Annotated in this window: 22 protein-coding genes; 8 read left to right on the top strand and 14 right to left on the bottom strand. The window is 74.7% G+C overall.

Annotation, left to right across the window (positions count from 1 at the left end):
* Nucleotides 1-16: 16 nt before the first annotated feature.
* The 4 genes from RE027_RS08825 to RE027_RS08840 are packed head-to-tail and all read right to left on the bottom strand — an operon-like array spanning nt 17 to nt 3283.
* Entirely contained in the window at nt 17-658 is a 642-nt protein-coding gene (locus tag RE027_RS08825) for a TrmH family RNA methyltransferase (protein WP_368807880.1), read from the bottom strand.
* Nucleotides 651-1232: an orotate phosphoribosyltransferase gene (pyrE, locus tag RE027_RS08830; protein ID WP_368807881.1), complete on the bottom strand. Its 582-nt coding sequence runs from the start codon at nt 1230-1232 to the stop codon at nt 651-653. Before pyrE ends, RE027_RS08825 begins: the two co-directional genes overlap by 8 nt.
* Nucleotides 1233-1262: 30 nt before the next feature.
* Nucleotides 1263-2021 (bottom strand): SDR family NAD(P)-dependent oxidoreductase, encoded by a 759-nt coding sequence (locus RE027_RS08835; RefSeq protein WP_368807882.1) that lies wholly within the window; start codon nt 2019-2021, stop codon nt 1263-1265.
* Nucleotides 2022-2074: 53 nt separating this feature from the next.
* Nucleotides 2075-3283: an acyl-CoA dehydrogenase family protein gene (locus RE027_RS08840; protein WP_368807883.1), complete on the bottom strand. Its 1209-nt coding sequence runs from the start codon at nt 3281-3283 to the stop codon at nt 2075-2077.
* A gap of 81 nt (nt 3284-3364) precedes the next feature.
* Here RE027_RS08840 and RE027_RS08845 point away from each other — a divergent pair, with 81 nt between their 5' ends.
* A complete protein-coding gene (locus RE027_RS08845) occupies nt 3365-3964 on the top strand; it encodes a TetR/AcrR family transcriptional regulator (protein ID WP_368807884.1) in 600 nt (199 codons plus the stop codon).
* A gap of 18 nt (nt 3965-3982) precedes the next feature.
* On the opposite strand, the gene RE027_RS08850 is transcribed toward RE027_RS08845, so the two are convergent.
* The 7 genes from RE027_RS08850 to modA form a co-directional block, all read right to left on the bottom strand.
* A complete protein-coding gene (locus RE027_RS08850) occupies nt 3983-4636 on the bottom strand; it encodes an ATP-binding cassette domain-containing protein (protein ID WP_368807885.1) in 654 nt (217 codons plus the stop codon).
* Nucleotides 4633-5469, bottom strand: coding sequence for an ABC transporter permease (locus tag RE027_RS08855; RefSeq protein ID WP_368807886.1), 837 nt, complete (start codon nt 5467-5469; stop codon nt 4633-4635). Before RE027_RS08855 ends, RE027_RS08850 begins: the two co-directional genes overlap by 4 nt.
* A gap of 75 nt (nt 5470-5544) precedes the next feature.
* Nucleotides 5545-5943 (bottom strand): TOBE domain-containing protein, encoded by a 399-nt coding sequence (locus RE027_RS08860; RefSeq protein ID WP_368807887.1) that lies wholly within the window; start codon nt 5941-5943, stop codon nt 5545-5547.
* Between the two features lie 97 nt (nt 5944-6040).
* Entirely contained in the window at nt 6041-8002 is a 1962-nt protein-coding gene (gene recQ / locus RE027_RS08865; RefSeq protein ID WP_438612427.1) for a DNA helicase RecQ, read from the bottom strand.
* A gap of 38 nt (nt 8003-8040) precedes the next feature.
* Nucleotides 8041-10377, bottom strand: coding sequence for a glycoside hydrolase family 65 protein (locus RE027_RS08870; RefSeq protein WP_368807888.1), 2337 nt, complete (start codon nt 10375-10377; stop codon nt 8041-8043).
* A 42-nt stretch (nt 10378-10419) separates the two neighbouring features.
* Nucleotides 10420-11211: an enoyl-CoA hydratase gene (locus RE027_RS08875; RefSeq protein ID WP_368807889.1), complete on the bottom strand. Its 792-nt coding sequence runs from the start codon at nt 11209-11211 to the stop codon at nt 10420-10422.
* Nucleotides 11212-11319: 108 nt separating this feature from the next.
* Nucleotides 11320-12120 carry a molybdate ABC transporter substrate-binding protein gene (modA, locus tag RE027_RS08880; RefSeq protein ID WP_368807890.1) on the bottom strand — a complete coding sequence of 267 codons (801 nt, stop codon included), beginning with the start codon at nt 12118-12120 and terminating at the stop codon, nt 11320-11322.
* A gap of 73 nt (nt 12121-12193) precedes the next feature.
* Between modA and nadE the strand changes: the two genes are divergently transcribed.
* Nucleotides 12194-13018, top strand: coding sequence for an NAD(+) synthase (nadE, locus tag RE027_RS08885; protein WP_368807891.1), 825 nt, complete (start codon nt 12194-12196; stop codon nt 13016-13018).
* Nucleotides 13019-13097: 79 nt separating this feature from the next.
* Here the strand turns inward: nadE and RE027_RS08890 are convergent, their stop codons facing one another.
* Both RE027_RS08890 and RE027_RS08895 read right to left on the bottom strand, forming a co-directional pair.
* A complete protein-coding gene (locus RE027_RS08890; protein ID WP_368807892.1) occupies nt 13098-14450 on the bottom strand; it encodes a CAP domain-containing protein in 1353 nt (450 codons plus the stop codon).
* A gap of 101 nt (nt 14451-14551) precedes the next feature.
* Nucleotides 14552-14773: a hypothetical protein gene (locus tag RE027_RS08895; RefSeq protein ID WP_368807893.1), complete on the bottom strand. Its 222-nt coding sequence runs from the start codon at nt 14771-14773 to the stop codon at nt 14552-14554.
* On the opposite strand from RE027_RS08895, the gene RE027_RS08900 reads away from it, so the two are divergent.
* From RE027_RS08900 to RE027_RS08920, 5 genes are all read left to right on the top strand, one after another.
* Nucleotides 14772-15578: an exodeoxyribonuclease III gene (locus RE027_RS08900; protein WP_368807894.1), complete on the top strand. Its 807-nt coding sequence runs from the start codon at nt 14772-14774 to the stop codon at nt 15576-15578. The two genes, RE027_RS08895 and RE027_RS08900, sit on opposite strands and share 2 nt — an antisense overlap.
* Nucleotides 15579-15584: 6 nt before the next feature.
* Nucleotides 15585-16457 (top strand): DUF8083 family protein, encoded by an 873-nt coding sequence (locus RE027_RS08905; protein WP_368807895.1) that lies wholly within the window; start codon nt 15585-15587, stop codon nt 16455-16457.
* A 67-nt stretch (nt 16458-16524) separates the two neighbouring features.
* A complete protein-coding gene (locus tag RE027_RS08910) occupies nt 16525-17772 on the top strand; it encodes an MFS transporter (RefSeq protein ID WP_368807896.1) in 1248 nt (415 codons plus the stop codon).
* 211 nt (nt 17773-17983) lie between these two features.
* Nucleotides 17984-18508 carry a hypothetical protein gene (locus RE027_RS08915; protein ID WP_368807897.1) on the top strand — a complete coding sequence of 175 codons (525 nt, stop codon included), beginning with the start codon at nt 17984-17986 and terminating at the stop codon, nt 18506-18508.
* Between the two features lie 61 nt (nt 18509-18569).
* Entirely contained in the window at nt 18570-19154 is a 585-nt protein-coding gene (locus RE027_RS08920; protein WP_368807898.1) for a DUF2238 domain-containing protein, read from the top strand.
* A 61-nt stretch (nt 19155-19215) separates the two neighbouring features.
* On the opposite strand, the gene RE027_RS08925 is transcribed toward RE027_RS08920, so the two are convergent.
* Nucleotides 19216-19722, bottom strand: coding sequence for a hypothetical protein (locus RE027_RS08925; protein ID WP_368807899.1), 507 nt, complete (start codon nt 19720-19722; stop codon nt 19216-19218).
* A gap of 301 nt (nt 19723-20023) precedes the next feature.
* On the opposite strand from RE027_RS08925, the gene RE027_RS08930 reads away from it, so the two are divergent.
* A complete protein-coding gene (locus RE027_RS08930; RefSeq protein ID WP_368807900.1) occupies nt 20024-20911 on the top strand; it encodes an alpha/beta fold hydrolase in 888 nt (295 codons plus the stop codon).
* The last annotated feature ends 55 nt before the right edge of the window (nt 20912-20966 follow it).

Consider the following 20966-nt stretch of genomic DNA (forward strand, 5'->3'; position numbering starts at 1 on the left):
GCCGCGGGTCGCGAGGTCAGCCGGCCGGCTGGCCGAACACGTGGCGCCGGACCCAGGCGTGCATCGCCACGGCGGCCGCGGCGGAGGCGTTGATCGAGCGCGTGGACCCGAACTGGGCGATCGACAGGGTCGCCCCGGCCGCCGCGTGCATCTCGGGGCTCAGTCCGGGCCCCTCCTGCCCGAACACCAGCACGCAGCGCTCCGGCAGGTCGTAGGTCTCGAGCTGCCGGGAGTCCGGGAAGTTGTCGATCCCGATGACCGGCAGCCCCTCGGCCTCCGCCCAGGCGGTGAACTCCTCGACGCTCGCGTGGTGGCGCACGTGCTGGTAGCGGTCGGTCACCATGGCGCCGCGCCGGTTCCAGCGCCGCCGCCCCACGATGTGCACCTCCCGGGCGAGGAAGGCGTTGGCGGTGCGCACCACGGACCCGATGTTGAGGTCGTGCTGCCAGTTCTCGACGGCCACGTGGAAGCCGTGCCGGCGGGTGTCGAGGTCGGCGACGATCGCCTCCATGGTCCAGTACCGGTAGCCGTCCACGACGTTGCGCCGGTCCCCGTGCGCCAGCAGCTCCGGGTCCCACTGCTCGCCCTCGGGCCAGGGGCCCTCCCACGGGCCGACGCCCACCGCGGGCCCGGCGGCCTCGCCGGCGGGGTCAGTCAAGTCCGAGCTCGTCCTTCGTGAAGGCGTAGAGGCAGGGCACGCCCGCCGTCTCCTGGATCCGCTCCTTGGCGCCGGTCCGCCGGTCCACGATGATGGCGACGGCCACCACGTTGGCCCCCGCCCGCTGCAGGGCCTCCACCGCGGTGAGCGCGGAGCCCCCGGTCGTGGAGGTGTCCTCGACGACGACGACGTCGCGGCCCTCCACGGGAGGGCCCTCCACCTGGCGGCCCATGCCGTAGCTCTTCTGGCCCTTGCGGACCACGAACGCGTCCACGGCCCGGCCCTCGTCGCCCGCGGCGCGCATGATGGAGTGGCCCACCGGGTCGGCGCCCATGGTCAGCCCGCCCACGGCCTCGAAGTCGATCCCGGCCTCGTCCAGCATCGCGAGCATCACCTGGCCCACGTAGCGGGAGGCCTCGTGGTGCAGGGTCACGCGGCGCAGGTCCACGTAGTAGTCGGCCTCGATGCCGCTGGCCAGCGTGACCTTGCCGCGCACCACGGCGAGGTCGACGATCTGCCGGCGGAGGCGTTCACGGGCGGTGGCGAGGTCGACGGGCGAGAAGTCGGTGGTCATGGACCCCAGTCTATGGGCCGCCGGGACCGCTCAGCGCGGGGCCATCCGGAGGGCCCCGTCCATGCGGACCGTGGTGCCGTTGAGGTAGTCGTTGTCCAGGAAGGACGCCACGAGCTGCGCGAACTCCTCCGGGCGCCCGAGCCGGCGCGGGAAGGGCACCCCGGCGGCGAGCCCGGCCCGGAACTCCTCGCCGACGGACGCGAGCATGGGCGTCTCGATCACGCCGGGCGCGATGGTGTTCACGCGGATGCCGGAGCTCGCGAGGTCCCGGGCCGCGGTGATGCCCAGGCTGTGCACCCCGCCCTTCGAGGCCGCGTAGGCGGCCTGCCCGATCTGGCCCTCGAACGCCGCGACGGAGGCGGTGTTGACGATCAGCCCGCGCTGCCCGTCGTCGTCGACGGGTCCGGTGGCGGCGATCCGCTCCGCGGCGAGCGCGAGGACCGTGAAGGTGCCGAGGAGGTTGACGCGCAGGACGGTCTCGAACAGGTCGAGGTCGTGCACCCCCCGCCTGCCCAGCACGCGGGCGGACGGGCCGATGCCGGCGCAGTTGACCACGGTGCGCAGCGGCCCGGCGTCGGCGGCGGCGGCCACGGCCTCGCCCACGGCGTCGCGGTCGGTGACGTCGGCGGGCACGTAGCGGAGGCCCTCGACGGCGGGCGCCTGCTCGATCGCGGACGGGAGGTCCACGGCGACGACGCGCACGCCGCGCGCGGCGAGCATCGCGGCGGTGGCGGCGCCGAGCCCGGAGGCGGCGCCGGTGACGAGGGCGGAGGTGTCGGTGACGTCCATGCGGTGTCCTTTCGGGGGTGGCGCGGGCCGGGGTGGCTCGGTCCGGGGGCGGTTCAGACGAAGGCGGAGACGCCGGTGACGGCGCGGCCCACGATGAGGGCGTTGATCTCGTAGGTGCCCTCGTAGGTGTAGAGGATCTCGACGTCGTTGAAGAGCTTGGCCATCTCGTGGTCGGTGACCACGCCGTTGCCGCCGAGCAGGCTCCGGCCCAGGGCCGCGGACTGCCGGGCGAGGGACGTGGTGGTGGCCTTGGCCAGGGCCGCGTGCGGCATGTCGAAGGTGCCGTCCTCCTGCAGCCGGGCGAGCTGGGCCATCAGGCCCAGGGAGGCGGTGGCGTTGCCGAGGATCCGGGCCAGCGGCTCCTGCACGAGCTGGAACGCGGCCAGGGGCCGGCCGAACTGCCGGCGCTCCAGCGCGTAGGCGCGGGCGACGTCGAAGATCGCGAGCTGGACGCCGGCGCCCTGCCAGCCGACCCAGGCGCGGGAGTTGCGCAGCATCTCGTTGGCGGACGCGAAGCTGCCCGCACCGGGCAGCGCGTTGGCGGCGGGGACGCGGACCTCGTCCAGGACGATGTCGGCGTTCTGCATGATCCGCAGCCCGATCTTGTGCTCGATCTTCGTGGCGGACCACCCCGGGCGGTCGGTCTCCACGAGGAAGCCCTTGACCTGCCCGTCGGCGGCGTCGCGGGCCCAGACGATCGCGACGTCGGCGATCGTGCCGGCCCCGATCCAGCGCTTGGTCCCGGTGAGCACCCACTCGCCCCCGTCCCGGACGGCCGTGGTGGCCAGTCCCCCGGCGATGTCGGAGCCGTGCTCGGGCTCGGTGAGGGCGAAGGCCCCGAGGGCCCGGAAGCAGCGCAGCTCCGGCAGCCACCGGGCCTTCTGCTCGGCCGAGCCCAGCGCGTCGATCAGCCCGAGGATGAGCTCGTTGTGGATGCCGACCAGGGCGCTCAGGGACACGTCCGCCCGGGCGACCTCGGTGTAGGCCAGCCCCCGGTACAGCCGGCTCGCGCCGGAGAGCTCCAGCTCGCCCAGGCCGTGGGCGGCCAGCCCCGGGAGCAGGTGGGCGGGGAACTCCTCCCGGTTCCACGGCCCGACGACGGCGGGGCGGATCTCCGCCTGCAGGTAGTCGTGGAGCCGGGCCAGCCGGGCGCGCTCGGCGGACGGCAGGAGGGCGGCGAAGGAGAAGAGGTCGGCGTCCGGGAAGGGGATGCCGGCGACGTGCTCCACGGACGGGGATTCCCCGCGCAGGACCGGAGTCATGGGATGTCCTCTCGTCGGTCCGGGCGGAGAGGTGGCCCGCCGGGACCGGTCGAACAGTACGGTTGTAGGTACGATCGTACTGTGACACACCTCACTCGGCCAGTCGCGGCGCGCGGGACCCCGCCCCGCACGCCCCGTCAGCAGCAGCTCTTCGACGAGCTGCTCGGGATCTTCCTGCGCGAGGGCTTCCGCGACTTCACCATGGACGGCGCGGCGGCGCGGCTGCACTGCTCGAAGGCCACGATCTACGCCCTGGCCGGCAGCCGGGAGGAGCTGGTGCGGACCGTGCTCGTGGCGTTCTTCAAGCAGGTCAGCCGGGGCACCGAGGAGGCCCTGCGCGGCCCCGGCGGGGCGGGGCACCGGCTGCTCGCGTACCTCGAGGCGATGGCCGAGCAGCTGCGGCCGGCCTCGGCCCGGTTCCTGCAGGACGTGGCCGGGTCCCCGGTGGCCTCGGAGGTCTACGAGCGCAACACGCGGATTGCCTCGGCCAAGCTCGCGGAGCTCGTGGCGGAGGGCGTGGCCCGCGGCGAGTTCCGCCCGGTGCCCACCGGGTTCATCGCGGAGATGATCTCCTCGGCCATGGACCGGATCCAGCAGCGCACGGGCATGGGCGGGGTGGAGGGCCCCGGCGCCTACCGGGAGCTGGGCCTGCTCATCGTGGGCGGCATCCGGGCGGGCTGAGCCGGTCTCCCCGGCGGGTCAGGACCCGCCGACGATCCGCCCGCGCTCCAGGTGCACCTCGGCGTCGGCGAGGGCCCGGACGTCCGCGGGGTCGTGCGTGACGACCACGGCCATCCGCCCGGCGAGGACCCGCCGCAGGAGCTCGCGCAGGGCGGGGGCGACCGTGCTGTCGAGGGAGGCGAAGGGCTCGTCGAGCAGCAGCACCCGGGGGTCGGCGGCGAGCGCCCGGGCCACGGCGACGCGCTGCGCCTGCCCGCCGGACAGCTCGGCGGGGCGGCGGCCGGCGAGGGCGGCGGCGTCCACGGCGTCGAGCCACTGCGCGGCCGTCCCGCGCGCCCGGCGCCGGTCCGTGCCGCGGGAGCGGGGCCCGAACGCGACGTTCTCGAGCACGCTCAGGTGCGGGAACAGCAGCGGGTCCTGGGCGAGCAGGACCACTCCGCGGTCGTGCGCCGGGACCCACGGGCCGCGCCCGGCGGCGTCGAGGTCGAAGAGGGTCCGGCCGTCGAGGACGGCGCGGCCGGTGTCCGGCACGAGCAGGCCCGCCACGATCTCGAGCAGGGAGGACTTGCCCGCGCCGTTGGGCCCGGTGACGGCCAGGGTCTGCCCCTCGGCCACGGTCGCGGCGAGGTCGAGGCCGCGGGCGCCCAGCCGCGCGGTGACGTGCAGGCTCATGCCGCCGTCCCCGGGCTGCGGCCGGTGCCCGGGGTCCGCGTGCGGCGGCGCCCGGGCGCCGAGATCCCCACGACGAGCACCGCCACCAGCACGAGCACGAGCGACAGCGCGATCGCGGCGTCGGGGTCGGTCTCGCGCTGCAGGTAGATCTCCAGCGGCAGCGTGCGGGTGACGCCCTCGAGGCTGCCGGCGAAGGTCAGGGTGGCCCCGAACTCCCCGAGGCTGCGGGCGAAGGCCAGCACGGCACCGGACGCCAGTCCCGGCAGGGTCAGCGGGAGGCTCACCCGGCGCAGCACCGTGCCCGGCCCCGCGCCGAGGGTCGCGGCGACCCGCTCGTAGCGCTCCCCCGCCGTGCGCAGCGCGCCCTCGAGGCTGACCACCAGGAACGGCAGGGACACGAAGGTCTGGGCGAGGACCACGGCGGCGGTCGAGAAGGCGATGCTGATCCCGGCCAGCTCCAGGTGGCGGCCGATCAGGCCGTGGCGCCCGAACGTGTACAGCAGCGCGAGTCCGCCGACGACGGGCGGCAGGACCAGCGGGAGCAGCACGAGGCCGCGCAGCGCGCGCCGGCCGGGGAACTCGGTGCGGGCCAGCAGCAGCGCCAGGGGCACGCCGAGGAGCACGCACAGCGCGGTGCTCGCGGAGGCCGTGCGCAGGCTCAGCCCGAGGGCCCGCAGCGCCGAGGGCGAGCTGATCAGGCCCAGGAACCCGGCCCAGTCCACCCGGGCGAGCATCCCGACGACCGGCAGGACCACCACCAGGGCGCCCAGGGCCGCCGGGACCCACACCCAGCCGGGGACGGCGGTGAAGCCGCGGGGACGGCGCCGGATCACGGCGCCCCGGCCGGCTCGGCGAGCGCGGTCAGGGCGTCCGTGCGAGAGGTGGAGCCCCTGGCCTGCACCGCTGCCTCACGTCCCCGGGGTCTCGACGACGACGTCGGTCGACTTGACGACGGCCGTGGCCACGCGCCCGGGCTCCAGGCCCAGGTCCCGGACGGCCTCGGTGCTCATGAGCGAGACCACCCGGTGCGGGCCGCACTGCAGCTCCACCTGGGACATCACGGTGTCCGAGACGACCTCGGTGACCAGCCCCACGAACCGGTTGCGCGCCGAGCTGGCGACGCGCGCGGGGTCCTCGGGGCGGACGGAGCGCTCCTTGAGCAGGCGGGCCAGCTCCAGTCCGTCCACCACGGTCTGGCCGCTCGCGCTCCGGGCGCCGCCCAGCGTGCCCTGGTCGATCCAGCGCCGGACGGTGTCGTCGCTGACGCCGAGGAAACGGGCGGCGTCGGCGATCCTGAGCTCGGTCATGGCCCCACTTTATCCGCATCTGCGGCCATCCATAGGCCGTACAGGACGCGGCTGCGGATCCCTTCCGGCTGCCGGTGCCGTCGGGCGGGGGCGGGGCTCAGCCTCCGGCGACGGCCTGGAGGACGGCCTGGCCGTAGCGCTCCAGCTTGGCGTCGCCGACGCCGGAGATGCCGCGCAGCTCGCCCGGCGAGCTCGGCCGGGCCTGCGCGATCGCGGCGAGGGTCGCGTCGGTGAAGACGACGTACGCCGGCACGCCCTGCTCCTTCGCCGCGCTCGCGCGCCAGGTCCGCAGCTGCTGGAAGAGCTCCCGCTGGGGCTCGTCGAGGACCGGTGCCGCAGCACCGGTCCTCGGCTTCCGGACCGTCTTTCCCCGCTCGGGCTCGCGGCGCAGGCGCACCTCCTTCTGCCCGCGCAGCACCTCCCCGGCCGCGTCGGTGATCGCCAGGACGCCGTACTCGCCCTGCACCTGGAGCAGGCCCTGGGCGAGCAGCTGGCGCACCACCCCGCGCCACTCCTGGTCGCCCAGCTCGGTGCCGATGCCGAAGGTGGTGAGCTCGGTGTGGCGCATCCGCACCACCCGCTCGGTCTCCCGGCCGAGCAGGATGTCCACCAGGTGACCGGCGCCGAACTGCTGGCCCCGCTCCCGCTGCAGCCGCACGATCGTGGACATGAGCTTCTGCGCCGGGACCGTGCCGTCGAAGGCCTCGGGCGGGTTCAGGCAGGTGTCGCAGTTGCCGCACGGCCCGCTCTCCTCGCCGAAGTAGCGCAGCAGCTGCTGGCGGCGGCACTGCACCGTCTCGCACAGCGCGAGCATCGCGTCGAGGTGGAGCGACTGGGCGCGCTTGCGCTGCCGGTCCCCCTCGCCGTCCTCGATCATCCGCCGCTGCTGGACGACGTCCTGCAGCCCGTAGGCCAGCCACGCCGTCGACGGCAGCCCGTCGCGCCCGGCGCGGCCGGTCTCCTGGTAGTAGCCCTCGACGCTCTTGGGCAGGTCGAGGTGGGCGACGAAGCGCACGTCGGGCTTGTCGATCCCCATGCCGAAGGCGATGGTCGCGACCATGACGACGCCGTCCTCGCGCAGGAAGCGGGTCTGGTGCTGCGAGCGCAGCTCGGCGGACAGGCCGGCGTGGTACGGCAGTGCGGTCACGCCCTGGCCGGCCAGCCACTCCGCCGTGCGCTCGACCGAGGCGCGGCTGAGGCAGTAGACGATGCCGGCCTCGCCGTCGTGCTCGGTCCGGATGAGCTGCAGCAGCTGCCGGCGGGCCTCCTTCTTCGGCCCGACCCGGTACTGGATGTTGGGCCGGTCGAAGCTGGAGACGAAGACGCGGGCGTCGTCCAGGCGGAGGTTGCGGACGATCTCCTCGCGCGTCTCCGCGGTCGCGGTGGCGGTGAGGGCGATGCGCGGGACCCCGGGCCAGCGGTCGTGGAGGATCGTCAGCCCGAGGTAGTCGGGGCGGAAGTCGTGGCCCCACTGGGCCACGCAGTGCGCCTCGTCGACGGCGAAGAGCGCGATGCGGGCGCGGTCGAGCAGATCGGCCGCCGCCGGCAGCCGCTCGGGAGCGAGGTAGAGCAGGTCGAGCTCGCCGGCCAGGAGACGGCGCTCGACGGCGCGGCGCTCCTCGGCCGTCTGGGTGGAGTTGAGGTACGCGGCGCGCACACCGACCTGCTCGAGGGCGTCGACCTGGTCGTGCATGAGCGCGATGAGCGGGCTGACGACGACGCCGGTGCCCTCCCGGACGAGCGCGGGGATCTGGTAGCACAGGCTCTTGCCGCCGCCGGTGGGCATGAGCACGAGCGCGTCCTCGCCGCGGGTGACGGCCTCGACGATCTCGGCCTGCCGGCCCCGGAAGGCGTCGTAGCCCCAGACGCGGGTGAGCACCTCGAGCGGTGCGGCCGACGTCGTGCGGACGGCGCGCGCCGTCGTGCGTAGGGCGGCGGAGTCAGCGGTTCCGGGCGCGTGGGGAGCGGTCGTCCCGGGGTCGGCCGGGTCCCACCCGCTCAGGACCTCCGGCGGGGGCTCGGTCCAGCCGGGCTCCGGCCCGCTCCACGTCTCACCCACACGGCCAGGGTAGCCGGTGCGGGGAGGACGCCGGACCGTCAGGCCTCCGGCTCCCGGCCCGGGGGCTGGCGCGGCGTGGGCGTCGGGGGACGGGGCGTGCGCAGCGGGGCGCTCGCCGCGCGCTCCGCCGTCACCGTCAGCAGCTCGTCGTCGACGCGCACGGGCACCTCGCCGGCGGCGTCGTCCAGCAGCCGCACGACCGTGCCCGACCGGGTGACCTCCACGCCGATGCGGTGCCCGTGCCACCGGAGGCGGAAGGCGAGCCGGTGCAGGCCCTCGGGCAGACGCGGGGCCAGGCGCAGCTCGGGCCCCTCCGTGCGCAGCCCGCCGAACCCGCAGACCACGGCCAGCCACGACCCGGCGGCGGCGGCCAGGTGCAGACCCCCCTGGCTGTCCCCCTGCAGGTCCCGCAGGTCCACGAGCGCGGACTCCCGCAGGTAGGAGAGCGCGAGGTCGAGGTGGCCGACCCGGGCGCAGACCACGGCCTGGACCGAGGCCGACAGCGACGAGTCGCGGACGGTGCGCTGCTCGTAGTAGTCCAGGTCCCGGGCGGTCTGCTCGGCGGTGAACGCCTCGGAGCACCACCACAGCGCCAGCACGAGGTCGGCCTGCTTGACCACCTGGCGGCGGTAGACCTTCGCGTAGTGCGCGTTCTTCTCGATCGGATAGGCGTTGCGGAGGGACCCGAAGTCCCACTCGCCGTAGGTCGTGAACCCCTCGTTGGAGGGGTGGACGCCGAGCACGGCGTCGTAGGGCACGTGGACGGCCTCGGCCGTCCGCCGCCACTGCTGCATCTCCTCCGCCGTCACCCGCAGCCGCCCCACGTGCTCGGGGTGCCGCTCGCACGCGTCCGCGGCGGCCCGCAGGTTGCCCCGGGCCATGAGGTTGGTGAAGACGTTGTCGTCGACGACGCCCGTGTACTCGTCGGGCCCGGTCATGCCGAACAGGTGGACGCGGCCCTCGTGGTCCTCGTGCGCCATGGCGGCCCACACGCGTGCCGTCTCCACGAGGACGTCGAGGCCGCCGACCGTGGTGAGGTCCTCGCCGGTGACGTCGGCGTACCAGCAGAACGCCCGGGCGATGTCGGCGTTGACGTGCATGGCCGCGGTGCTGGCGGGCCAGTACGCCGAGACCTCGTGCCCGTCGATGGTGCGCCACGGGAAGGAGGCGCCGGCCAGGCCGAGGACCCCGGCGCGCTCGCGCGCCCGGTCCAGGGTGGAGGAGCGCCAGCGCAGCAGCCGGGCGGCGTCGAGCGGGCGGAGCAGGGCCAGCGCCGGCAGCACGAAGCCCTCGATGTCCCAGAAGGTGTGGCCGCTGTAGCCGCCCCCGGTGAGGCCCTTCGCCCCGACCGGGGCGCCGCTGACGCAGGCGGCCGACTGCAGGAGCTGGAACAGGTCGAAGCGGACCGCCAGCTGCAGCTCGGGGTCGCTGTCGAGCTCCACGTCGGCGCCCTCCCAGAACTCGTCCAGCTCGCTCCGCTGGTCGGCGAGCAGGCCGTCCCAGCCCCGCCGCCGGGCGCCGTCCAGGCCGGCGAGGGCCCGTTCCTGCAGGTCGACGGACGGGTCGTCCGTGGACATCACGTGGCAGAGGTACTTGACGAACCCGGCTCGCTCCCCGGGGCGGAGGTCCGTCACGAGGGTGGTGACCACCTGGTCGTCGTCGCACTGGGTGCTGACCGCGCCGTCCTCCGGCAGCTCCACGGCGTGGTCCACGGCGGCGGCCACCCCGATCCGGCTCCCGTGGGTCCGGTGCACCAGGACCCCGCCCGTCTCGTGGCAGCGGCTGAGCCGGGCCCGGAAGGGCCGCTCGAGGACCTCGGCCACCCGCGGGTCGGAGTTGTGCACCTTGGGCGGCGTGCCGTTGGCCACGAGGTCGGAGCGCACCACCACCTGGACCGCCCGGTCCAGGGCCTCGACCTCGTAGCGGACGGCCGAGACCGAGCGGTGGACCAGCGAGACCACCCGCGTGGAGGTCAGCCGCATCCGGGCGCCGCGGGGGGTGACCCACTCGGTCCGCCGGCGCACCGTGCCCGCGCGCAGGTCCAGCACCCGGTCGTGCTCCTCCGGCGGTGTCTCACGGACGTCGAGCGGGACGCCGTCGACCTGCAGGCGCACGGTGGTCCCGTCGGCGACGCCGATCACGGCCTGCCCGTGGTCGGGGTGCCCGTAGCCGCCCTCGGGGTAGGACAGCGGGTGGTACTCGTAGACCCCCGACATGAACGTGCCGCGGGAGACGCTCGGCTGGGCCTCGTCCAGAGTGCCGCGCACGCCCACGTAGCCGTTGGCCAGGGCGAAGATCGACTCCCGGGCCCCGGCGTCCTCGGGGGTGAGGGCGGACTCGCGGACGTGCCAGGCGGCGGCTGCGTGTTCGGGCATGGGACCACGTTAGCCCGCCGGGACCCGTGCCGGCGGCGGCGCTCAGCGGTGCGTGAACCGCGGCTCGCGCTTGTCGGCGAACGCCGCCATGCCCTCCTTCTGGTCCTCGGTGGCGAACAGCGCGTGGAAGAGCCGGCGCTCGAACTGCACGCCCTGCGCCAGCGTGGTCTCGAAGGCGGCGTTGACGGCCTCCTTCGCGGCCATGGCCGCGGGCAGGGACTTCGCCGCGACGGTCCCGGCGACGCCCAGGGCCTCCTCGAGCAGGTCCGCGGCGGGCACCACGCGGGAGACGAGCCCGGCCCGCTCGGCCTCCTCGGCGTCGATCGTCCGGCCGGTGAGGACCATGTCCATGGCCTTGGCCTTGCCCACGGCGCGGGCCAGGCGCTGGGAGCCGCCCATCCCCGGGATCACCCCGAGGTTGATCTCGGGCTGTCCGAAGCGGGCCGTGTCCGCGGCCACCAGGACGTCGCACATCATCGCCAGCTCGCAGCCGCCGCCCAGGGCGTAGCCCGAGACCGCGGCGACCACGGGGGTGCGGACCCGGGTGAAGGCCTCCCAGCCCGCGAACCAGTCCGCGAGGTACATCTCCGGGGCGCCGCGACCGGCCATCTCCTTGATGTCTGCGCCCGCGGCGAAGGCCTTCTCCGAACCGGTGAGGAGGATCGCCCCGATCCCGGGGTCGGCGTCCAGCGCGGCGGAGGCGGCCACGACCTCCTGCAGGGTCGCCTCGTCGAGGGCGTTGAGCGCCTTCGGCCGGTTGAGGGTGATGATCCCGACCCGCCCGCGGGTCTCCACGAGGATGTTGCGGTGGTCGGTGCCGTGCTGCTCGCTCATGCTGGTCTCCTGGTTCGCGGTGCTCGTCGTCGGGTCCGGTGCTCTTCGGGTCTCGTTGTCGTCGGGTCTCGGGGTCGTGGGGCGGGTGGGTCCGGTGCGCCGGGCCGGTCAGTCCGGCACGCCGAAGCCGTGGCGCTCGAGCTGCTCGCGGCCGGCCGGTCCGGTCGCGAAGGCCACGAACTCGGAGGCCCGCTCCTGGACTCCGCCGTCCACGCCCACCACCGTGTAGGAGTTCGCCGCGGCGCCGGGGAGGGGGACACCGTCCAGCTCGTCCTCGTGGGCGGCCACGTCGGTGACGTAGACGAGCCCCGCGTCGGCCTGCCCGGAGCGGAGCTTGCCCAGGACGTCGGTCACGGAGTTCTCCTCGCTCACGGGCCGCAGGGAGACCCCGGCGCGCTGCTCGGCCGTGCGGGCGGCCCGCCCGCACGGGACCTGCTCGGCGCACACCACGGTGGCCAGGTCCTCCCGCCGGAGATCGGCCAGCGAGCGCACCCCGTGCGGGTTGCCCTCGGCCACGGCGATGGTCAGGCGGTTGGTGGCCAGCGCCAGCGGCTCGCCCACCGCCCGGCCCGAGGCCACGACCCGCTGCATGGTCGGCTCGTCCGCGGCGACGAACACGTCGGCGGGGGCCCCCTCGGCGATCTGGACGGCGAGGTCGGCCGAGCCGGCGAAGTTCAGGGCCACGTCCACGCCCGGGTGCTGCTCCTCGAACGCGGTGGCCAGGTCCGTGAACGCCCCGGTGAGGGAGGAGGCGGCGTAGACGTCGACGCGCTCCGCGGCGCTCGAGGCGCCGCACCCGGACAGCACGACCCCGGCCAGCAGGACACCGGTGGCGGCGCCCACGGTGGTGGCCCGGCGGGACGCGCGCTCGCGCGGCCGGCCGGGGGTCCTGGAGCGGTGCAGGGGCATGGCCCGCATCCTACGCGGCTCCTCCGGCGGCGTCCTTGCGGGTCCGCGAGAGCCCCGCACTAGCATGGGGTGCATGCGTAAACTGCAGGCAGCAATCATCGACGAGATGGGCGTGAAGCCCGAGATCGACCCCCAGGAGGAGATCGAAGCGCGCGTCGGCTTCCTCTGCGACTACCTCCGGGCCAGCCGCACGAACGGCTTCGTGCTCGGGATCAGCGGTGGCCTCGACTCCACGCTGGCCGGGCGGCTCGCCCAGCTGGCCGTGGAACGGCTCGCCGGGGAGGGCGTGGCGGCGGACTTCGTGGCCGTGCGCCTGCCCTACAAGGTGCAGCACGACGAGGACGACGCCCAGGCGGCCCTGGAGTTCATCCGCCCGGCGACCACGGTGACCTACAACGTGGCCCCCGCCGTCGACGGCTTCGAGGGCGAGTTCCGGCAGGCCACGGGCCGGGAGGTCTCCGACTTCAACAAGGGCAACATCAAGGCCCGCGTGCGGATGATCGCCCAGTACGCGCTCGCCGGGGAGCGGAACCTGCTGGTGATCGGCACCGACCACGGCGCGGAGTCCGTGACCGGGTTCTTCACCAAGTACGGCGACGGCGGCGCGGACGTGCTGCCGCTGTTCGGCCTCGACAAGCGGCAGAACCGGCTCCTCGCGAAGACCCTGGGCGCCGACGAGCGGCTGTGGGCCAAGGCGCCCACCGCCGACCTGCTCGACGGCACGCCCGGGCAGACCGACGAGGCCGAGCTGGGGCTGAGCTACGACGACATCGACGACTACCTCGAGGGCCGGGAGGTGGACGACGCCGTGGCCGAGAAGATCGAGCAGCGGTGGCTGACCACCCGGCACAAGCGCACCACTCCGGCCACGATCCTCGACGACTGGTGGCGCGGCTGAGCACCGGCCCCCACGAGCACAGCGGAGCCCCGCACCCCGTCCGGGGTGCGGGGCTCCGCCGTGCCCGCCGGGCGGGGCGTCAGCGGGTGACCCAGGTGCGCCCGGCGGCGTAGTGGGCGGTGTAGCCCTTCGCGAAGCGCTGGCGCACCTCGGCGCCGTGGCGGTACTCGTCGGTGACCGGGAAGCCCCAGCCGCGCTCGGAGCCCGCGGCCTTCCAGGCCCGCCCGATCGCCCCGTACTGCTTGATCGCGCGGGAACCGGTCGCGGGGCTCCACATCACCGTGGTGCTGCGCCCGTCGCGGCGGAAGACCTGGTAGGCCCCTCCGGTGACGGGACGCTCGTCCGTGACCGGCAGGCCGTAGGAGTGCTCGCGCCCGGCGGCGACCCACTTCCGGCCGATCGAGCCGTAGTTCTTCACCGCGAGCGCCCCGTTGGCCGGGGCCCAGTAGATCGTGGTGGTGCGGGTGCCCTTCCGGAACGGCTGGTAGACGCCGCCCTCGATGAGGCCGCCGCGCTCGTTCATGGTGGGCTCGCCGAGCACGGCGGCGCCGCCCAGGCGGTGGTACTTGGTGCCGATGGCGCCCCGCACACTGTAGGACGGAGTGCTCACCGGGGGCACGAAGGCACCCGCCGGCGTCGCCGAGGTGCCGGGCACGGAGTGGCCGGGCGGATAGGCGTAGAAGTAGACCGTCAGGTAGGTCTCCCACCCGGGTCCCTCCGGGCCCGAGGTGGCCACGTGACTCACGCCGATCCCGAGGTGGGTCAGGTCCCGGGCGAACTGGTCGGTCCCGTTGCGCGGGTAGAAGTCCAGGAGGTAGTGGGTGAGGGCCTCGACGGCGTCGACGCCCGCGAAGGCTCCGGTGAACTCGCCCCGGCCGTAGTACTGGTCCATCCGGACGGCGCCGGCGGGCACGCCCGCCCAGGGGTCGGGGTTGCGCAGCTCCTTCCCGTTCCGGGCCATCGTCTCGGCCCACTGCTGGGCGTTGCGGGACAGGGCGGAGTTGTAGACGAGAGGGGCACGCCGGGCCTGGCTCCGGTGGTCGTTGACGACCTTGAAGGCCTCGGTGATCTGCTCCACCGTGGTCGGGTGGGCGCCGGCCGCGGCGGCCGCGGCCGGCTCGCCGGCACCGGGCAGTCCCGCGGCCTGACCGGCGGCCTGTCCTGCGCCGTCCGCTGCGGCCGGGACGGGGGCCGCCTCGCCGGCTGATCCTCCGTCGAGGAGCGCGGCGGGGGTCCTCCCCGCGGGCCGGAGGTCCTCCGCGGGCGGGAGGTCCTCCGGCAGGGCCGCCCTGGCCGGGGCGGGACCGGTCGGGGCGGACTCCGCGGGCAGGATCCCGGCCGGGGCGGAGGGGGCGGCGAGCGCGGCCGGCAGTCCGCCGAACAGGAGCGCGGCGGCGGTGGACACGGCGAGCGCGGTCCGTGCGAGGTTCATGGGGTCTCTCCCTGCTGGGGGGCGGCTCCGCCGGGGGCGCGGGCCAGCAGGAAATTAGCACCTGCAATCAGAGCGGGGCGGGAGCCCGGGGAAGTCCCACGTCACCCGGCGCGGCGCCCGCGCCGGTAGTGCACGGTGGCGAGGAGGACCCCGAGCAGCTGCGCCCCGAGGCTGAGCAGGAGGACGGCGGGTAAGGCCGCCGCGGCCGATTCCGTGGAGAAGACGCCGACGTCGGTGGCGGGCAGGCCGAGGAGCCAGCCGCCGGCGGTGCGAAGCGCCCTGCGGGGATTCCCGTCCGGGCCAGCCGGTAACGTGGGCGTCATGAAGATCGCCACCTGGAACGTGAACTCCGTCCGCGCCCGCGCCGACCGCGTGGAGGCGTGGCTGCAGCGCTCCGACGTGGACGTCCTGGCCATCCAGGAGACCAAGGCCAAGGACGAGAACTTCCCCTGGGAGCTCTTCGAGTTCATGGGCTACGACGTCGCCCACTTCGGCCTGAGCCAGTGGAACGGGGTGGCGATCGCCTCCCGCGTGGGCCTCGACGACGTCGAGCGCACCTTCCCGGGCCAGCCGGCCTTCGGCAAGCCCGGCGAGGACCCGGTGCAGGAGGCGCGGGCGATCGGCGCCACGTGCGCCGGGGTCCGCGTCTGGTCCCTCTACGTCCCCAACGGGCGCGGCCTGGAGGACCCCCACATGCCGTACAAGCTCGAGTGGCTGCGGGTCCTCAAGGACCACGCCCGGCAGTGGGTCGAGGACGACGCGCAGGCGCAGGTCGCCCTCGTGGGCGACTGGAACGTCGCCCTGCAGGACGAGGACGTGTGGGACCTCCGGTTCTTCCTGGACAACGGCCTGACCCACGTCAGCGAGGCCGAGCGCGCCGCCTTCCGCGCCTTCCTCGAGGAGGCCGGCTACCAGGACGTGGTCCGCCCCCGGCACCCCGGCCCCGGCGTCTACACCTACTGGGACTACAAGGGCCTGCGCTTCCCGAAGAAGGAGGGGATGCGCATCGACTTCCAGCTCTACTCCCCCGCCCTGGCCGGCCGCGTCACCGACGCGGTGATCGACCGCGAGGAGCGCAAGGGCAAGGGCGCCTCGGACCACGCCCCCGTGATCGTCGAGATCGACTGAGCCGCCGTGGCCCAGCTGCTGCAGGTCGGCCGGACGTTCCGTTCGGCCACCGGGATCCCCCACCAGTTCGCCCTCCGCGTCTACGTGCCCGCGGAGGAGCTCGACGCCGTGTACGCCCCCCTGGTGCCCCGGGCGCTGCCGCCCGAGGAGGCCGGGGTGAACGAGCTCACCGAGCAGCTCGCCCGCCTGGCCGAGCCGGGCGAGGAGCCGCTGCCGCCGGCCGTGGAGCCGCTGTGGACCCTGCCGTTCTCCGCCGCGCCCCGGGGCCGGGACATGCTCGCCGCCGGCGTCGGGGACTTCCCCGTCTACCACCCGCCGCAGCGGCTGCGGCGCTCGCTGCGCCTCGTCGCGCTCGCGGAGGAGGAGGGCGGCCAGCCCCTGCCCAACCTGCTCATCCCCGAGGACGTGGTCCGGGCCGCGGGCGAGCAGATCACCCGGGAGCACTTCGTGCCCGTCCACGCCCGCCAGTCGGCGTTCACGGTGCCCATGGCGTGGTTCTCCCTCTTCACCCCGGAGGACCACACCGAGAGCTTCCACCACGGCAACCGCGTCCACCGGTGCGCCGTGCCGGTCGACGTCGCGACCCTGCGGGTGGTGCGCGCCGCGCAGGTGGTCGAGGACGCCGGCGGCGAGGAGCTCGAGGAGCTGGCCGACGACCTCACGCACCTCGGCCGGTGGCTCGGCGCGTTCTCCGCCAACTCCCTGGTGGTCCTGCACTACGGGGCGGTCGCGGACACGTTCCAGCCGGACGAGAGCCCGCAGGACTTCGAGGACGCCGTGGAGCTGCTGGCCGCCCAGGACACCAACGGCGCCTCCGTGGCCTTCCGCCGGCTCATGCACCGCTGGCTGCCCCTGGCCCACCTCGAGAGCGCCAGCTGAGACCGGCGGCGGCAGGAGCCCCCGCCGCAGGTCGGGGCGCCGGGGCGCCCCGTGATAGAACTGCCCGGTGAACGAGCCCACCCCGTCCCGGCACCCCGGCCCTACCCCGTCCCGGGTGCCGCGGTGGCTGGTCGTGGTGGCGGTCGTGCTCGTGGCGGTCAACCTCCGCCCCGGCGCCACGTCCGTGGGTCCGGTCCTCGCCGAGGTCCAGCAGGGCCTCGGCCTGGGTCCCACGATGGCCGGGGTGCTCACCGCCCTGCCCGGGCTCACGTTCGCCGCCGCCGGGGCCTGCGCGGCCGCGCTGTCCCGCAGGACCGGGATCAGCGGAGCCGTCACCACCGGGCTCGCCCTGGTGGCCGCGGGGCTCCTGGCCCGGGCGGTCACCGGCTCGGTGCCGCTCTTCCTGGCCCTGACGGTCCTGGGCTTCACCGGCATGGCCGTCGGCAACATCCTGGTGCCGGCCTTCGTCAAGCGCCACGGCGGGCGGCGCACCGCCGCCCTGAACTCCGTCTACACGGTGGGTCTGGCCGTCGGGGCCACCCTGCCCCTGCTGGCGGCGGGACCGCTGACGGCGCACGGGCCCGGCGGGTGGCGTGCCGCCCTCGGCCTGTGGGGCCTGCTGGCCCTGGTCGCTCTCGTCCCCTGGGCCCTGGTCACCGGCCGTGACCGGCGCGAGCCGGCCACGGCCCCGTCCCGGGCGCTGCCCGGGGGACGCCGGACGTCGATCGTCCGGTCCCGCACCGCCGTGGCGCTGTGCGCGTACTTCGGGATCCAGTCGATGCACGCCTACGTCCAGTTCGGCTGGGTGGCCCAGATCTACCGCGACGGCGGACTGGAGCAGGCGAAGGCCGGGCAGCTGACCGCCCTGATCGCCGCCATGGGGATCCCGGGCGGGCTGCTCATGCCCCTGCTCGTCGCCGGCTCGCCCCACCTGAGACGGTGGATCCTGGGCCTCGGGGCGTGCATGGTCGGCGGCTACCTCGGTCTGCTGCTCGCGCCCGCCACCGTGCCCTGGGCCTGGGCCCTGCTGCTGGGGGTCGGCGGCTTCGCCTTCCCCACCGCCCTGGCCCTGCTCACGGCCCGGACCCGGGACCCCCGGGTCACGGCCCGGCTCTCCGGGTTCATCCAGCCGGTGGGCTACCTGCTCGCCGCGGCCGGGCCCTTCGCCGTCGGCGCCCTGCACGAGGCCACCGGCAGCTGGACGGTGCCCCTGGTCCTGCTGATGGCCACCGGCGTGGTCCTCGTCGCCGCCGGCAGCGTGGCCGCCGCGCCGCGCTGGGTCGACGACGAGCTCGCGGACCGGCAGGAGCCGTAGCGGCCGGTCCCGAACCTGGGGAAGGCCACAACGCCTCCGGAGAGGTCGCTCCGCGCGCCATCACGGGGCGATCACGTTTCCGGCTCTTTCCCGCCCGACGGCGCCCCGGCTGTTGAAAGGTCCGGCTCAGCGTGCCTACGGTCGGTCGGTCCACCGCCGGTCCCCCGCGGACCGGGCCCGCCGCAGCAGCAGCATCTCCAGGAGGCACGCCATGACCACCCACGACCGACGCCGCACCGCCCGCACCACCGCCGCGGCGCTCGCCGCCGTCGCCGGGCTCGGCCTGGCCGGCTGCGGCGGCTCCGCCGACCGGTCCGGCGACGACGTCGGAGAGGCGCAGCAGCAGCCCGCAGGCGAGGACCCCGGGACCTACACCGGGCCCTACGACGAGGCCTTCGTCGACGACGCGTCCACCCTGGTGGACGCGGACGTGACGCTGACCGCCCAGGTCGAGGAGGTCGTCTCGCCGGTGGCCTTCACCATCACCGGTGCGGAGGAGACGGCCACGGAGCCCCTGCTGGTGGTGAACTTCGACGAGGACACCTCGGGCCTGGACACCGGCGACCTGGTGGAGGTGACCGGGACCTACCGCGAGGCCTACAACGTGCCCACTGCGGAGGAGGACCTCCGCGAGACTCCCGGGGTGGAGGAGCTCGCCCGCTACGACGGCGAGCCCTACGTCGAGGCGACCGACGTGGAGAGCGCCGAGCCGGCCTCGACCCCCTCGGCCGGCTGAGCCGGACCCCGCCCCGGGATCCGGTGTTGGCGGTCCCGGTGCGGGGCCGTAGCGTGGGCGGATGACCTCGAAGAACAGAGTGGGATCGTGGGTGTTTCTCTCGGCGGTGGCCGTCGCGGTGGCCAGCGCCGCGTACCTGGGACTGATGCAGCGCTGGGACGGGATGCTGCGCTTCGCGGCGGTGACGGTCGTGCTGCTGCTGACCCGGCGGGCGAAGGTGCCCACCGGTTTCGTGGCGGCCTTCGCGGTGCTGGTGCTGCTGGCGATGTGGGGATCGGTGCAGCACTGGTACGCGGAGATCCCGCACTTCGACACGGTCGTCCACGTCCTGACCCCCGGCAGCCTGGCGGCGGTGTCCTACTTCTTGCTGGTGGACGCCGGTCTGCTGCCCGATGCCCGCGAGCCCGGGCGGCAGGTCCGGGGCTGGGCCCCGGTCCTGTGGGTGGGCCTGGTCGGGACGACCGCGGCGGTGCTGTGGGAGTACTACGAGTGGGTCGTCGAGCAGATCAGCCCGCAGGGCATGCTGGTGGGCTACACGGACACGGTCGTGGACCTGTTCGCCGGGATGTGCGGCTCCCTGGTCGCCGGGATGCTCGTGCTGGGCTGGGCACGGCGCCGGGCCGAGCCCTCCACCACGCCGCGCTGAGCCGCCGCGCGCCGCGCCGCCCGCCGGGACCGGCACACGGGTCCCGGCGGGCGGCGCGGGACTATCCCTGCTCGCCGGCCCGGCCCTGCGTGGCCATGAGGTAGTTCTCCCCCTCGAAGTCGGTGTAGAGGTCGTCGTCCAGCTCGACTCCGAGCTGCTCCTCGACCTCGGTCACCGAGAAGTTCTCCCGCATCGTGCCGGTGAGCTCCACGGTCTGGCCCTCGTCCACCGCGGGGATCTCCTGCTCCTCCACGACGAGCATCGGATCGGCCGGCCCGGCGATCGCGAAGGCCTCCGGCGACAGCGTCCGGCTCACCTGCCCCGAGATCGTGACCCGCTGTCCCACGTAGGCCGCAGCCTCGTCGATGAACTCCTGGTTGTACTGGCCCTCGTAGACCACCCTGTTCTCCTCCGCAGGGGTTCCCTCCGTGGCCGGGGCGGAGTTGCCCATGAACTCCCCGTCGGCCGGCACCGGGTCCTCCCGGTTGCACCCGGCCAGGCCCAGCGCGGTCACAGCGGCCAGCGTCGCGCTCAGCACGCGGATACGGCGTCGGTCACGGATCGTCATGGTGCGCCTCCGGTCATCGGCGGGAAACACCGGCGGCGCCTGCGGGACCTGCCGGCTCGGTGCCCCCACGCTAGGGACACCGAGCCGGGCCCGGCAAGCCCGGCCACCGATTCAGCGCTCCCGCCCGGCAACCCGTGACCCGGCCGTGACCGGCCGGGAGACCACCGGACCGGTGACCCGGGACTCCCTTGTTCCGGGTCGCGCCCCTGCGCCTATGGTGGGGCACGGCGACGGGCGAGAGCGCCCGCACCGAGGCGGACGACGGGCCCGGGAGAGCACCGGCCCGAGGAGGAGTGGCGCGATGAGCGACGTGACGTCTTTCGACGGAACCCGGCTGGCGTTGCACACGTGGGGACGGCCGGGAGCGCCCGTCGTCGTGCTGGTGCACGGTCTCGGCCTGTCCAGCGACTCGTGGGGGGAGGTGCCGGGCCTGCTCGAGGCGGACCACCGCGTGGTGGCCTACGATCTGCGCGGGCACGCCCAGAGCGGTGACGCCCGCAGCGGCGACTACTCCATGGAGGCCCATGCCAGGGACCTCGACGCGGTGCTGCGTGAGGTCGTACCCCCGGACCCGGCCGCCGTGGTGGTCGGCAACAGCCTCGGCGGGGGCATCGTGGTCGCCCGCGCCCACCACTGCGGGAACGAGCACGTGGCCGGCGCGGTGTTCGCCGGTTCCGGCGGCTCCACCGTCACCTTCCCCGGGTTTCCTGCGCGCGGGCTGCCGGCACCGGTGCAGGCGGGCCTGCGCCTGGGCTGGACGAAGGCGCTGCGCACCGGCGTGCTGGTCGGCAAGCGGATCCGTTCCCTCGAGGATCTGTCCGACCGGCTCATCCGCCGGTTCGCCTTCACCTCCGGCGCCCCGCGTGAACTCGTCGCCCGGGTCCGGGAGGACTTCCTCAACAGCCGGCCCCGCGCGCTGACCAGGACGACGCTGGCCAGCATCAGTCACGACGGCAGCCGGATGGCGCCGGACCTGACGGTGCCCGCTCTCGTCATCCACGGCAGCGCCGACCCCGAGGTGTCGCAGGACGAGCTGGACAGGCTGATGGAGGCCCTGCCGGACGGAGAGCTCCTGCGCCTTCCCGAGGAGGGCCACATGCTGCCTCTGACCCGCCCCGAGCTCGTCGCCGAGCAGATCGCTCGCTGGGTCCGGCACGTCCGGCCCGCGGCGGACCCGGCGGACGGGTGAGGTGCCGGACGGCCCCGCCGCCGACGGGTGTGGCCGTCGCCGAACCTGGGCGCTA

Source organism: Kocuria sabuli, assembly GCF_040981185.1.
Lineage (GTDB): Bacteria > Actinomycetota > Actinomycetes > Actinomycetales > Micrococcaceae > Kocuria > Kocuria sabuli.